Source organism: Citrobacter sp. RHBSTW-00887 (assembly GCF_013728095.1).
Lineage (GTDB): Bacteria > Pseudomonadota > Gammaproteobacteria > Enterobacterales > Enterobacteriaceae > Citrobacter > Citrobacter braakii.
Map to the genome: position 1 here is coordinate 710,308 of NZ_CP056267.1, position 13,982 is coordinate 724,289.

Annotated in this window: 13 protein-coding genes; 5 read left to right on the forward strand and 8 right to left on the reverse strand. The window is 54.9% G+C overall.

Annotated features, from left to right (window positions below; genetic code table 11):
* Positions 1-2 precede the first annotated feature (2 nt).
* The 5 genes from HV314_RS03410 to ttdA form a co-directional block, all read right to left on the reverse strand.
* Positions 3-305, reverse strand: coding sequence for an urease subunit gamma (locus HV314_RS03410; protein WP_019077709.1), 303 nt, complete (start codon positions 303-305; stop codon positions 3-5).
* A gap of 10 nt (positions 306-315) precedes the next feature.
* Entirely contained in the window at positions 316-1,140 is an 825-nt protein-coding gene (locus HV314_RS03415; RefSeq protein ID WP_203457716.1) for an urease accessory protein UreD, read from the reverse strand.
* Between the two features lie 123 nt (positions 1,141-1,263).
* Positions 1,264-2,727 (reverse strand): anion permease, encoded by a 1,464-nt coding sequence (locus HV314_RS03420; protein ID WP_181547333.1) that lies wholly within the window; start codon positions 2,725-2,727, stop codon positions 1,264-1,266.
* A gap of 48 nt (positions 2,728-2,775) precedes the next feature.
* Positions 2,776-3,381: a L(+)-tartrate dehydratase subunit beta gene (gene ttdB, locus HV314_RS03425; protein ID WP_016154539.1), complete on the reverse strand. Its 606-nt coding sequence runs from the start codon at positions 3,379-3,381 to the stop codon at positions 2,776-2,778.
* Positions 3,378-4,286, reverse strand: a complete 909-nt coding sequence (gene ttdA / locus HV314_RS03430) for a L(+)-tartrate dehydratase subunit alpha (protein WP_016154538.1) — start codon at positions 4,284-4,286, stop codon at positions 3,378-3,380. The genes ttdB and ttdA overlap by 4 nt, the downstream gene beginning before the upstream one ends.
* A gap of 212 nt (positions 4,287-4,498) precedes the next feature.
* On the opposite strand from ttdA, the gene ttdR reads away from it, so the two are divergent.
* Positions 4,499-5,440, forward strand: a complete 942-nt coding sequence (gene ttdR, locus HV314_RS03435) for an L-tartrate utilization transcriptional activator TtdR (protein WP_181547335.1) — start codon at positions 4,499-4,501, stop codon at positions 5,438-5,440.
* A 31-nt stretch (positions 5,441-5,471) separates the two neighbouring features.
* On the opposite strand, the gene plsY is transcribed toward ttdR, so the two are convergent.
* A complete protein-coding gene (gene plsY / locus HV314_RS03440; RefSeq protein ID WP_016154536.1) occupies positions 5,472-6,089 on the reverse strand; it encodes a glycerol-3-phosphate 1-O-acyltransferase PlsY in 618 nt (205 codons plus the stop codon).
* 106 nt (positions 6,090-6,195) lie between these two features.
* Here plsY and folB point away from each other — a divergent pair, with 106 nt between their 5' ends.
* Together folB and bacA are read left to right on the forward strand one after the other, a co-directional pair.
* A complete protein-coding gene (gene folB / locus HV314_RS03445; RefSeq protein ID WP_003828442.1) occupies positions 6,196-6,564 on the forward strand; it encodes a bifunctional dihydroneopterin aldolase/7,8-dihydroneopterin epimerase in 369 nt (122 codons plus the stop codon).
* Between the two features lie 86 nt (positions 6,565-6,650).
* Positions 6,651-7,469, forward strand: coding sequence for an undecaprenyl-diphosphate phosphatase (gene bacA, locus HV314_RS03450; RefSeq protein ID WP_016154535.1), 819 nt, complete (start codon positions 6,651-6,653; stop codon positions 7,467-7,469).
* Positions 7,470-7,521: 52 nt separating this feature from the next.
* Here the strand turns inward: bacA and HV314_RS03455 are convergent, their stop codons facing one another.
* Positions 7,522-8,757, reverse strand: coding sequence for a multifunctional CCA addition/repair protein (locus HV314_RS03455; protein WP_047414044.1), 1,236 nt, complete (start codon positions 8,755-8,757; stop codon positions 7,522-7,524).
* A gap of 61 nt (positions 8,758-8,818) precedes the next feature.
* Positions 8,819-9,439 carry a TIGR04211 family SH3 domain-containing protein gene (locus tag HV314_RS03460; RefSeq protein ID WP_016154533.1) on the reverse strand — a complete coding sequence of 207 codons (621 nt, stop codon included), beginning with the start codon at positions 9,437-9,439 and terminating at the stop codon, positions 8,819-8,821.
* A gap of 241 nt (positions 9,440-9,680) precedes the next feature.
* Between HV314_RS03460 and HV314_RS03465 the strand changes: the two genes are divergently transcribed.
* On the forward strand, positions 9,681-10,982 hold the full coding sequence (locus HV314_RS03465; protein WP_181547336.1) for a CYTH domain-containing protein: 1,302 nt from the start codon (positions 9,681-9,683) through the stop codon (positions 10,980-10,982).
* A gap of 125 nt (positions 10,983-11,107) precedes the next feature.
* On the forward strand, positions 11,108-13,948 hold the full coding sequence (gene glnE / locus HV314_RS03470) for a bifunctional [glutamate--ammonia ligase]-adenylyl-L-tyrosine phosphorylase/[glutamate--ammonia-ligase] adenylyltransferase (protein WP_181547338.1): 2,841 nt from the start codon (positions 11,108-11,110) through the stop codon (positions 13,946-13,948).
* Positions 13,949-13,982: the final 34 nt, after the last annotated feature.

Here is a 13,982-nt window from a genome sequence, read left to right on the forward strand (position 1 = left end):
CCTTAAACGATCGGGTTGTGGACGGTGACCAGCTTTGATCCGTCCGGAAACGTCGCTTCAACCTGAATATCTGGGATCATCTCCGGTACGCCTTCCATCACCTGATCGCGGCGCAGGATGTGACGCCCATCTTCCATCAGCGAGGCCACAGTTTGACCATCGCGTGCCCCTTCCATGATGAAAGCGCTAATTAGCGCCACCGATTCCGGATAGTTCAGCTTCAGCCCGCGGGCCAGGCGACGTTCTGCCACCAGCGCGGCGGTAAACAGCAACAGCTTGTCTTTTTCTCTGGGAGTCAGTTCCATACGGGGTCTCTTAGGTTTGCCAGATTCGCGGTAGTACGGGCGGTTTGTGTGTCAAAAGCGGGCGCAGAAATTGCCAGATGTTACGCATAACGCGCTGAACAATCAGGTTGTCGTCGGCAAGAAAGCGGATCGTCAGCAGTGAGTCGTTAAGCGTTGCCCCGGCGTAATCGCCAAGCGGCGTCAGCCGCTCGCGCGTGCCTTCCAGCATGTTTTCAGTGGCCGGATAACACAGCAACGTGCCGACCCAGGGATGGTGCGCGACGCCGCTCAGCTCCCCCTTCTGCAACTGCAAGCGCTCTATCAGCAGCGGCTGCCCATTTCGCCACACTTCCAGACGGTTTTGCAGCGAGCCGTGGCTGAAGGACTCCTGCATAACTGGTCGCCCGAGGCACAGCAGATCCCAGGCCAGCAGTCGACTCTCCGACGCCATGTGAAAGACGGACTGGATAGTGGCGTTGGCGCCAGGAAAGAGGATCGTATCCTGGGGGAGCCACTCCAGCGTGGCGTGCGGGGCGAGCGTGAAATGTTGGCGCAGCAACGCCTGCGGCCCACCGCTGCGATAAAACTTTCCCGCGCCGGGCTGGGTGATTAACGCATGACTGTTTTCGTTGAGAGTTACGGCAATGTGTAGTTCATCCCCGCCGACGATCCCCGCGGGTGGATGAAGCAAATAGAGGTGGCAGACGTCCTCTTCCGGGTAAAACGGGCGCTGAACCGTCAATGGACCATGATGACGCGCCGAGGCGAGCACCGTGTTGTGCCCAGTGCGGGTGAAATGCAGATCCAGTTCGGCCTGCCAGCCCCGTGTGAGTGTCTCGTGCGCAACCGTGTCCAGAGCGTTTCCCTTATCAGTATGAGGGTGTTTGCATACAAAAAAGTATGCCTCAGCACATCGGGAAATCGATCATATGAGAAGCTTATGGATGAAGGGGCGACAATATGCCGCCCCAATGGGGTTTTACAGTAAAACGAGGGGCATCCAGATCAGACCGGTAATCACCAGCAGCACAAGGAAAATCAGGCCAAAAATAGCACCGAGTCGCCAGTAATCTACCGTCGGCAAATAGCCGCTGCCGTAGTAGATAGGGCTAGGACCGGTGGCATACGGGGTCAGAATGCTGCCGAGACCAATGGCTGCGCCGACCATCAGGCAGAAGACCGGGAGTGGGATTTCCGGCATCGCCAGCGCGGCGGCAATCATCATCGGTGCCAGGGCGGAGGTATACGCCGTGGCGCTGGCAAAGAAGTAGCGCAGCAGATAGAACACCACAATGAGCGCCACCATCACCATCATCGGCGAATAGCCGCTCAACCCGTTTGCCAGCAGCTTGCCGAACCAGGTAATAAAACCGGTGTTATTGAGCCCGGTCGCCAGCGTTATCAGCGAGGCCAGCCAGAAAAAGACGTTCCACGCGGCTTTATTACTGACGATGTCATCCCAGCTAATGATGCGCAGTACCAGCATCAACGCCACTACGCTGTATCCGACCATCGCAGCGTCAATGTAATCGCCGCCGAAGATCCACAGCACCAGTGCGCCGACCATCAGCACCAACATTTTTTTCTCGCGTGCGCAGAGCGGTCCCATTGCTTTTAGCTCTGTATCCGCCCAGCGCGGAACCTGATCGCCGGATTTCAGTACCGGTGGATACAACACGTACGCCAGCCAGGGCACAATCAGCACCAGTAAAATACTCAGCGGCAGCATGCCTAAGAACCAGTCGCCCCAGCTCAGCGCCGTGTGGGACGCGCCTTTCATCAGGCCGATTAACAGCAGGTTCGGCGCCATCGCCGTTAAGAAAATGGCGCTGGTGACGCAGTCGGCGACAATGCCCATCCACATAATGTACGAGCCAATGGAGCGAGAACTGGCGCTATTGGGCTGCGAGTTATACAGCGGCGGCAGGTTGCGGATAATCGGGTAGATTATTCCGGCCCCGCGCGCGGAGTTGGACGGCGTGACGGGAGCGAGGATAAGTTCAGAGAACATCACCGCATAGCCGAGAAACAGCGTCCGGTGCCCCATCTTTTTCACCAGCATCAGCGCGATACGTCGACCGAGCCCGGTTTTCTCATAGCCGGTACCAAACATAAAGGCCGCGAAGATAAGCCAGATTACCGAGTTTGAAAAACCAGAGACCGCCCATGACAGCGATTTGGCGGTAAATTTAAAACCGTCCTGCGCGAGTTGCTCCGGGCTGAACAGCAGCCACGGTGAAAGGACGGCGATGATCGAAATGCCAATCATCGCCACCACCGCGCCCGGTACAGGTTCCAGAATAAGCCCCACAATCACACCGGTAAAAACGGCAAAATAGAGCCAGGTGTGGCTCTCAAGGCCGTTGGGGACGGGCAGTACAGCAATAATGGCGATGACCACCAGCGGAGCCAGGTATCGCCACCAACCAGCTAAAGGTGCCATTGTTGTATCCCTACGAAAAGGGAGAGGCGCAGCGCCTCTCCGGGAGGGTTATTTGATGTAGTGCACGTGCTCGCAGATTTCATCGACGATAGGATCGCGACGTTCAGCGAACAGCTTTTTGTTTTCGGCGATCAGGTTATTGCCGTGGGTGTCGATGGAAACGATCAGCGGGCCGAACTCTTTAACCCGACATACCCACAGGGACTCCGGCATGCCAAGTTCGGTCCAGTGTACCTCTTCGATCTCTTCAACCTGGGTTGCCGCCACGACCGCACAACCTGCCGGGAAGATTACGTGCAGCGCTTTAAACTGTTTGCAGCCTGCTTCCGTTAGCGGTCCCATGCCTCCCTTGCCGACCACCAGTTTGACGCCCGTCTGCTCGATAAAGTCTTTCTCAAACGCTTCCATACGCATGCTGGTGGTTGGGCCAACGGAGACCATCTCCCATTTTTCACCGTTCTTACGTACGATGGGCCCCGCGTGGAAAATGGCTTTGCCGTTCAGGTCATAAGGAATCGGGCGCTTCAGTTCGATCAGGCGGCGGTGACACACGTCACGGCAGGTCACCAGCGTACCGGTCAGGTAGATGACATCGCCAACGCGAATGTCGGCCAGATCTTCGGCTTTGATCGGGGTTGTGAGGATCTTTTTCATAACGCGCTCCGGGTGTGAGACAGGTTTTCGAAGGAGAGGTCAGCATGAACTAACAGTGTGCCGCGACGGTGTGCCCAGCAGCCGGTAGAAACGGCAACGCCGATAGTCGACGGATGGCGTGCGGCGGATTCGATATGCACGCCCATCACCGAGCTATTCCCGGTCAACCCTTGCGGGCCGATGCCCAGACGGTTCAGCCCTTCTTCCAGACGCAGTTCCAGTTCGGCCGCTTTTGGATTCGGATGACGTGATCCGATAGGACGTAGCACCGCTTTACGAGAAAGTACGGCGGCGGTTTCCACGGAGGTGGCAATACCTACGCCCACCAGCACCGGCGGGCAAGCGTTGACTGCTAACGTGGAGATATTTTCGAAGACAAATTTCACCACGCCCTCGTAGCCTTCAGAGGGCATTAACACTTTCGAACGTCCCGGCAGCGTACAACCGCCGCCTGCCATGTAGACTTCGATTTCCGCGTCGTCGTTATCAGGGATGATGTCCCAGGTGACCCACGGCACACCGGTACCGGTATTTTTGCCGGTATTCACTTCGTCAAAAATCTCGACCGCGTTATGGCGCAGCGGCGCTTTTACCGTGGCGTCTTCAACGGCCTGTTTCAGGATGCTTTGCAGTTCGCCCAGCAGCGGAAAACGGGAGCCGACCTTCACAAAGAACATAATCTCGCCGGTGTCCTGACAGGCCGGACGGTTCAGGTCGATAGCTTTCTGCATGTTGTCAAACATGGTGTGGTAGATGATTTTACCCATCGGCGAAGTTTCGCCTTCACGCAGCTGTTTTAATTTATCTACGACGTCGTCAGGCATGCGGGTAGAAATCATGGCGGTAAAATCGGCGACAATGTTTGTCAGCGTAGTTATCGCATTTTGGTTATTTTGATTGCTCATCTTGTTAACTCCAGTTCTTTTATTTATCTGGAAATAAATTCTCCGCCACAAACTATCACTAAAAATGTGGTTTTATATTATTTGCCACTGTGAATATCCAATTAACAGATCGTGAATGATGTTCAGATAAGCAATAAAAATTGCGCAAAGGCAGGGTTTAATACGCATGAGGGAATTACACTGCGGTTAACAACTTTACGGATATACCGATCATGCTGAACACGTATCCCCTCGCGAAAGACCTGCAGGTCCTGGTTGAAATTGTTCATAGCGGCAGCTTCAGTGCCGCCGCCGCGGCGCTCGGACAAACGCCCGCGTTTGTGACGAAACGCATTCAGATCCTTGAGTCCACGCTGGGGACGACGCTGCTAAGCCGCTCCGCGCGCGGCGTGATACTCACGGAGAGTGGTCAACGTTGTTATGAACATGCGCAGGCTATTCTTGCGGGCTATCAGCATCTGGTCGATGACGTCACGCAACTCAAAACGCGCCCGGCAGGGATGATTCGTATCGGCTGTAGCTTTGGCTTTGGGCGCAGTTATATTGCACCGGCTATTACCGAACTGATGCATAGCTATCCTGAATTACAGGTGCATTTTGAACTTTATGATCGGCAAATTGATTTGGCGCAGGATAATATCGATTTGGATATTCGTATTAATGACGAGATTCCGGATTATTATATTGCGCATTTGTTAACGAAAAATAGAAGAATATTATGTGCAGCGCCGACGTATTTACAAAAATACGGTGAGCCGACAACGCTGCAGGAATTAAGTCGTCATGATTGCCTGGTCACTAAAGAACGCGATATGACCCACGGGGTGTGGGAGCTGGATAACGGCCAGGAGAAAAAGTCGGTCAAGGTGGCGGGACATCTTTCCTCTAACAGCGGCGAGATTGTGTTGCAGTGGGCGCTACAGGGAAAAGGGATTATGCTGCGTTCCGAATGGGACCTGCAGCCGTTTCTGGCAAGCGGTGAACTGGTGCGCGTGCTGCCGGACTATGCGCAAAGCGCCAATATCTGGGCGGTTTATCAGGAGCCGCTGTACCGCAGCGTGAAGCTTCGGGTGTGCGTGGAGTTTCTGGCGACGTGGTGCCAGCACCGATTAGGCAAAACGGTAGAGGGGTATCACATTCCCCACGCCGGATAAGACGCTGTTGCGTCGCTATCCGACATTAAAATCACTCTGGGTCTCTTTCGCGTTTTTTCTTCAGCTTGGTCCAGATCTTTGGCTCCTGACGACGCCACAGACGCTGAATGTTGTCATGGTGGCGTAACAGAATTAAGCACGACAGCATGGACACCGGGAAAGTGAACTGGGGATTGAACCACCAGACGTAAAAGGGGGCGATCAGCGCGCTGACGATAGCGCCTAATGATGAATAGCCGCTTAATAAGACGGTCAGCAGCCAGGTTCCGGCCATCACACCGGTTAAATCCCAACCAATCGGCGCAATTGCGCCAAAGGCGGTGGCAACGCCTTTCCCACCTTTAAAGCCGAAGAAGACCGGCCAAATGTGACCCAGACAGGCGGCGATCGCGATCAATCCCAGCCAGAAGGGGCTAATGCCTAGCGCATAGGCACCCCAGACGGGTAACATACCTTTCAGGACGTCGAAAATCAGCACCGCGACGGCGGCTCCTTTGCCACCGATGCGCAATACGTTTGTCGCGCCCGGATTCCCAGATCCGCTGTCACGCGGGTCCGGTAATCCAGCAAGGCGGCATACCAGAATAGCACTGGAAATTGAGCCACAGAGGTACGCGAAGATAATCATTCCAGGCGCGATTGCACTCATAAGCTGTTCCGTTTTGAAAATGTCGTGTAAAACGCTACTTCTGTGGATAATACGCATATTTCGCCGGAAGTGGTATCCGGGTTAGCCAAAAAGCAGGCAGGTCGTGATGGATATTGTATTTATAGAGCAACTTTCTGTAATCACCACTATTGGTGTTTACGACTGGGAACAAACGATCGAACAACAGTTGGTGTTCGATATCGAAATGGCGTGGGACAACCGTAAATCGGCTAAAAGCGATGATGTGGCTGATTGCCTGAGCTATGCTGATATTGCTCAAACGGTTGTTAATCATGTGGAAGGCGGGCGCTTTGCGCTGGTCGAACGCGTGGCGGAAGAAGTGGCGGATCTGCTGCTTAGCCGTTTTAATTCTCCATGGGTGCGGATCAAACTCAGTAAACCTGGCGCGGTTGCCCGTGCGGCGAACGTCGGGGTTATCATTGAGCGTGGCAATAATCTGAAAGAAAATAATTAACTTAATAATATCTAAACCAAACGGGTATAAAAGGGTCTTTATGTCGGCTCGTTTTCGCCGTGGTTTCTCTATCTAGAGGTTCATTAATGAGTGATATGCACTCGCTGCTGGTGGCGGCAATTTTGGGTGTGGTCGAAGGATTGACGGAGTTTTTACCCGTTTCCAGTACCGGCCATATGATTATTGTTGGCCACTTGTTGGGTTTTGAGGGTGACACCGCAAAAACATTTGAGGTGGTAATCCAGTTGGGCTCTATCCTGGCGGTCGTGGTGATGTTCTGGCGACGCCTGTTTGGCCTGATTGGCATTCACTTCGGTAAGGTCCCACATGAAGGCACTGGCAAAGGTCGGCTGACGCTGGGCCATATCCTGTTGGGGATGGTTCCTGCCGTCGTACTGGGACTGATTTTCCACGACATCATCAAATCGCTGTTTAACCCGATCAACGTCATGTATGCGCTGGTGGTAGGGGGCGTGCTGCTGATTGCCGCAGAATGCCTGAAGCCGAAAGAGCCGCGAGCGCCGGGTCTGGATGATATGACCTATCGCCAGGCGTTTATGATTGGCTGTTTCCAGTGTCTGGCGCTGTGGCCGGGTTTTTCTCGTTCCGGGGCGACGATTTCTGGCGGTATGCTGATGGGAGTAAGCCGTTACGCGGCCTCCGAATTCTCCTTCCTGCTGGCCGTGCCGATGATGATGGGCGCAACGGCGCTGGATCTCTACAAAAGCTGGACGTTCCTCAGCGCATCAGATATTCCGATGTTTGCAGTTGGTTTCGTGACGGCGTTTATCGTGGCGTTGGTGGCGATCAAAACCTTCCTACAGCTGATTAAGCGCATCTCGTTTATTCCGTTTGCGATTTACCGCTTTATTGTGGCGGCTGCCGTTTACGTCGTGTTCTTCTGATTTTGCTAGCTTGCCGGATAGCGGCGTTAACGCTTATCCGGCAATGCACTGTCTATGCTTTTGGGCAACGTTGTTCTTTCCAGGCGGCCACCGCCGCGATCCGACGCCGGGTCAGTTCCTCGCGAATAGCCTGACCTTTGAATCCCGCCTCAACGACGTCTTTCGTTGGTACCGCCTGCGCAACCTGCCAGGCTTCACGCAACAGCCTGCCTTGCGGATAATCCGCCGCTTCAAAACCGGTTCGCCCACGCACGTCGGCCTCGCTGGTCAGGGCGATTTGCTCCACGCGCTGCGGTTTGCGCCAGGCATCGATGGAATCAAACAGCTTAACGATGGTTTTCGGCTGCAGGATCGGGAAGGTATGAATGAGGTCGTGGAACTCGGCTACCAGTTTGGCTAAATCACGGATGTCATTCGGCACGCGCAGGCGTTGGCACAGTTGCTCGACCAGCTTCACGCCAGCCGGACCGTGACCGTGGTGGCGTGGCCACAGCGCTTTTGGCGTCAATGCCTTGCCAAGATCGTGGCACAGCGTGGCGAAACGCACGTCGACCTCCGGACTTAACATGGCCGCCATCGACAGCGTCATCAGCGTGTGAATACCTGTATCAATTTCCGGATGCCATTGCGCGGGCGCGGGAACGCCAAACAGAGCATCTACTTCCGGAAACAGGACGTGCAGTGCGCCGCAGTCGCGCAGGACCTGAAAAAATACCTGTGGGTTGCGGGTGGTTAAAGCACCTTCTGTTTCTTTCCACACCCGCTCTGGCGTCAGGTGCTCCAGTTCCCCTGCGGCGTTCATATCGCGCATCAGCGTCATGGTTTCTTCAGCGATACGAAAACCGAGGTGCGCATAGCGGGCAGCAAAGCGCGCCACGCGCAGCACGCGCAATGGGTCTTCGCTAAAGGCGGGGGACACATGGCGTAGCAGACGGTTTTCCAGATCGTCGCGTCCGTTATACGGATCGATAATCTCGCCGTCGTCATCGCGGGCCATTGCGTTGATGGTCAGATCGCGACGCTGAAGATCGGCCTCCAGCGTCACATCCGGCGCGGCGTAACAGGTGAATCCGGTATACCCCGAGCCTGATTTGCGTTCGGTACGCGCCAGCGCATACTCTTCCCGGGTTTGCGGATGCAGAAACACGGGAAAATCGCGGCCTACCTGCTGGTAGCCCGCGTCGAGCATCTCTTGCGGCGTGGCGCCGACAACAACCCAATCTTTATCTTTAATCGGTAGCCCTAATAACGCATCCCGAACAGCACCACCGACCAGATAAATCTTCACGCCACTTTCCTTTTGAAATTATGATCCCTTAATCATATGTCAGTGCGGCGGAGAAGGCGATTCAGTTCATCCAGCGATCTTTACGTTTACGGCTGGGGATCATGTGTGGCAGAACCAGGCCGAGCAACAAACCAAGACCAAGCACGCCGCCGCCATACATAAACCACTGCATGATGATGGTGCGCTGTTTGTCATCAAGCTGAAGGTTGGCTGCGCTGACCTTCTTTTGCGCCACGATAAGCTCGTTCCTCAGCTTCTGGTTTTCTTGTTTCAGCCCGTCGATTACGCTGTCGCTTTGCGACACCTTTTGCTGCATATCGGCGGTGCGCTGATTCCACGTGGTGTCGATATTATTGAGCTTATCGGTCAAGGTCTTAACCTGGTTTTCCAGATCGGGAACGCGGGTACGCAGGCTCGGCGTACTGTTCAGCTCTTTCAGTGGGATCCAGGCGGTACGTCCGGTGCTGTCTTTCACCTGGGCGTAGTTAGTGTTGGCATCGGTCTGTAATAGCGTGACTTCCTCGCCGGCGTTAACCGTACCCACGAGGCGATAATTATCTCCCGGACCGCTGCGGACCCAGGTGTTCAGTTCGTCAGAAACATAGCGCTTTTCTTCGGCATGAGAGACTGCAGTGGCGCTAAGTGCGAGTAAAGTTAATCCAATCAGGCGTAATTTTGGCATCAGGCTGTCGTTATTGTCATAGAAAGTGGAACGATAGTAGTGGCATCAGTGTCTCTACGCAAAGCATTCGACATCAATCGGAATCATCTGTGTCCTTTTTGCCACCACTCGAAACTTTTACGCCCGTCAAATTGCTCGTTGCATGGCAATTTGGCGCAAAATACTATCTACTGACCATAAAGAACGAGCTTAGTTCGCAGTCAGTTTTCTCAACTGTGACATAACCCATAAGTACAAGACCATGGCCCAGGAAATCGAATTAAAATTTATCGTCAATAGTGACGCTGTAGATGCGCTACGTGAACGTCTGAATACGCTGGGGGGAGAGCATCATGCGCCCAGCCAGTTGCTGAATATCTACTACGAAACGCCCGATGCGTGGCTGCGTGGTCACGATATGGGGCTGCGTATTCGCGGTGAAAACGGTCATTACGAAATGACCATGAAAATTGCCGGACGAGTGACGGGTGGCCTGCATCAGCGGCCGGAGTTTAACGTTGCGCTGAACGCGCCAGAGTTGGATCTCTCCCTGTTCCCAACGGAAGTCTGGCCTGATGGCAAACTGCCCGCTGAACTTGCCTCTCAGGTACAGCCGCTCTTCAGCACCGATTTTTACCGTGAGAAATGGCACCTTGATATCGACGGTAGCCGCATTGAAATGGCCCTCGATCTCGGGGAAGTGAAAGCGGGCGAGTTGGCTGAACCTATCTGTGAGCTTGAACTGGAGCTGTTAAGCGGCGATACCCGTGCGGTATTGAAGCTGGCAAACCAGCTGGTATCGCAAACCGGTTTACGCCAGGGCAGCCTGAGTAAAGCGGCGCGCGGCTATCATCTGGCTCAGGGGAATGCACCGCGTGAACTCAAACCGACGCGCATTTTGAAGGTTCCGGCAAAAGCAAGTATTGAGCAAGGGCTGGAAGCGGCGCTGGAGCTGGCATTATCACAGTGGCAGTACCATGAAGAGCTGTGGGTGCGCGGCGTCAAAGGGGCGAAAGCCGAGGTGCTGGCTGCGATGGGCCTGGTGCGTCACATTCTGATGCTGTTTGGCGGTAATGTGCCGCGAAAAGCGAGTGCTCACTTACGTGATTTGCTGACCCAGTCGGAAGCGATCATTGCGTCTGACGTTTCTGCCGTTTCCGCGGTTTACAGCACGCAAACGGCGATGGCCAAGCTGGCGTTGACCGAATGGCTGGTGACCAAAGGGTGGCAGCCGTTCCTTGATGCGAAGGCGCAGGGTAAAATAGCCGACTCCTTTAAGCGTTTCTCAGATACCCATCTCTCGCGCCATGCCGCTGAACTGAAAACAGCTTTTGCTCAGCCGCTGGGCGATCAGTACGCCGCTCAACTTCCGCGCCTGACGCGCAATATTGATAGCATGCTGATGCTGGCGGGATACTACGACGAAAAGGTCGCATCGGAATGGATCGCCACCTGGCAGGGTTTACGTCACGCCATTGCGGCCAACCAATACATTGAAATTGAACACTTCCGCAACGAGGCGATTGCTTTGGAACCGTTCTGGCTGCACAGCGGAAAACGATAATCAGGGTGAGGCCGGGATGCCTGATGGCGCTGCGCTTATCAGGCCTACGCGATGGGCGGAAGCGGCATGCAGGCTGGATAAGGCAACATGCCGCTGCCCGGTACTATTCAAAGGATAATCCATAAATGAAGCAGCTCTCTTCACCGTTACAGCAGTACTGGCCGACCGTTGTTGAGCGGCTGCCAGCAGCAATATCTGAGTCCTCGCTTAGTATTCAGGCGAAGTCAGTGCTTACATTCAGTGATTTTTTTCGCGACAGCATTATTGCCCATCCCGAATGGCTGGTCGAACTGGAAAGCACGCCACCCGGGGCGGATGAATGGCAACACTATGCTGATTGGTTACAGCAAGCATTGGTCGACGTTAGCGATGAAAACACGCTGATGCGTGAGCTGCGCCTGTTTCGCCGTCGCATCATGGTGCGTATCGCCTGGGCGCAGACGCTGTCGCTGGTGACGGAAGAGAGTATCTTGCAGCAGCTAAGCCATTTGGCTGAAACGTTGATCGTCGCCGCGCGTGACTGGTTATACGCCGCCTGCTGTCGTGAATGGGGGACGCCCTGTAATCCACAAGGTGTTGCGCAACCGCTGCTGATTTTAGGCATGGGGAAACTGGGCGGCGGTGAACTGAATTTTTCCTCTGATATCGATCTGATTTTTGCCTGGCCGGAGCACGGCAGCACGCAGGGTGGACGTCGCGAGCTGGATAACGCGCAGTTCTTTACCCGTATGGGCCAGCGGCTCATCAAAGTGCTGGATCAGCCCACAATGGATGGATTTGTCTATCGGGTGGATATGCGTTTACGCCCGTTTGGCGACAGCGGCCCGCTGGTGCTGAGCTTCTCCGCGCTGGAGGATTATTACCAGGAACAAGGGCGCGACTGGGAACGCTATGCGATGGTCAAAGCCCGCATTATGGGCGATTGCGACGGTACTTACGTCAGTGAGCTTCGCGCTATGCTGCGGCCTTTTGTCTTCCGCCGCTATATTGATTTCAGCGTGATCCAGTCTCTGCGTAACATGAAAGGAATGATTGCCCGCGAAGTGCGCCGCCGTGGCCTGAAAGAAAACATTAAGTTGGGCGCGGGTGGTATTCGTGAAATCGAATTTATCGTGCAGGTCTTCCAGCTTATTCGCGGTGGGCGCGAGCCGTCATTGCAATCCCGCTCGCTGTTACCCACGCTCAGCGCCATCAATGCGTTGCACCTGCTGTCAGACACCGACGCGGAACAACTGCGCGCAGCCTATCTCTATTTACGTCGTCTGGAGAACCTGCTGCAAAGTATCAATGATGAGCAGACCCAGACGTTGCCAGGCGATGAACTGAACCGCGCGCGGCTGGCGTGGGGGATGAACGTCGATGACTGGCAGCAGCTAACCGATGTGCTGGCCAGTCATATGGACAACGTGCGCCGGGTGTTTAACGAGTTGATTGGCGATGACGAAGCAGAAACCCAGGAAGAGTCGCTCTCAGAACAGTGGCGTGAACTGTGGCAGGACGCATTACAGGAAGATGACACCACGCCGGTGCTGACGCATCTGGCGGATGACGATCGCCGGCGCGTGCTGTCTCTGATTGCCGATTTTCGCAAAGAGCTGGATAAACGCACCATTGGCCCACGCGGACGCCAGGTGCTGGATCACTTAATGCCACATCTGCTGAGCGATGTCTGTTCGCGTGACGACGCCTCAGTCCCACTGTCGCGCATCACACCGCTGCTGGTAGGCATTGTGACCCGTACGACCTATCTGGAGCTGCTGAGCGAATTCCCCGGAGCGCTTAAGCATCTGATTTCGTTATGTGCCGCTTCGCCGATGATCGCCAGCCAGCTGGCGCGGTATCCGCTGTTGCTCGATGAACTGCTGGATCCGAACACCCTGTATCAACCCACCGCCACGGATGCCTACCGTGATGAACTGCGCCAGTATTTGCTGCGCGTACCGGAAGATGACGAAGAGCAGCAGTTGGAAGCGCTGCGTCAGTTTAAGCAAACGCAGTTGCTGCGCATTGCCGCGGCAGATATCGCTGGTACGCTGCCGGTGATGAAGGTGAGCGACCACTTAACCTGGCTGGCGGAAGCTATTATTGATGCGGTAGTCCAGCAGGCGTGGATGCAGATGGTCGCTCGCTACGGGCAACCCACTCATCTTGACGAGCGCGAGGGGCGCGGTTTTGCCGTCGTCGGGTATGGCAAACTGGGCGGCTGGGAGCTGGGCTACAGTTCGGATCTTGATTTGATCTTCCTGCATGACTGTCCTATGGACGTGATGACGGATGGTGAGCGTGAGATTGACGGGCGACAGTTCTATTTGCGTCTGTCGCAGCGCATTATGCACCTTTTCAGCACCCGCACCTCATCCGGTATTTTGTATGAAGTGGATGCGCGGTTGCGTCCGTCCGGCGCGGCGGGAATGCTGGTGACATCAACCGAGGCTTTCGCTGATTACCAGCGCAACGAAGCCTGGACGTGGGAGCATCAGGCGCTGGTGCGCGCTCGAGTGGTGTACGGCGACCCGCGGTTGACCTCTCAGTTTGATGCGATTCGTCGCGATATCATGACCCTCGTCCGCGATGCGAAAACCTTGCAGACCGATGTGCGCGAAATGCGTGAGAAAATGCGGGCCCATTTGGGCAATAAGCATCGCGATCGTTTTGATATCAAAGCGGATGAAGGCGGCATCACCGACATTGAGTTTATTACGCAATACCTGGTGCTGCGCTATGCGCATGAAAAACCGAAGCTGACGCGCTGGTCGGATAACGTGCGCATTCTGGAGTTACTGGCGCAAAACGACATTATGGATGAGCAGGAAGCGCTGGCGCTTACCCGTGCTTATACGACGCTGCGTGATGAACTTCACCATCTTGCATTGCAGGAACTTCCGGGCCATGTGGCGCCGGAGCACTTCGACGCTGAACGTACGCTGGTGCGTGACAGCTGGCAGAAGTGGCTGGTTGCCGAGTGAAGTGTGCTATTATCGCGCGCAAATTTTAAGACCC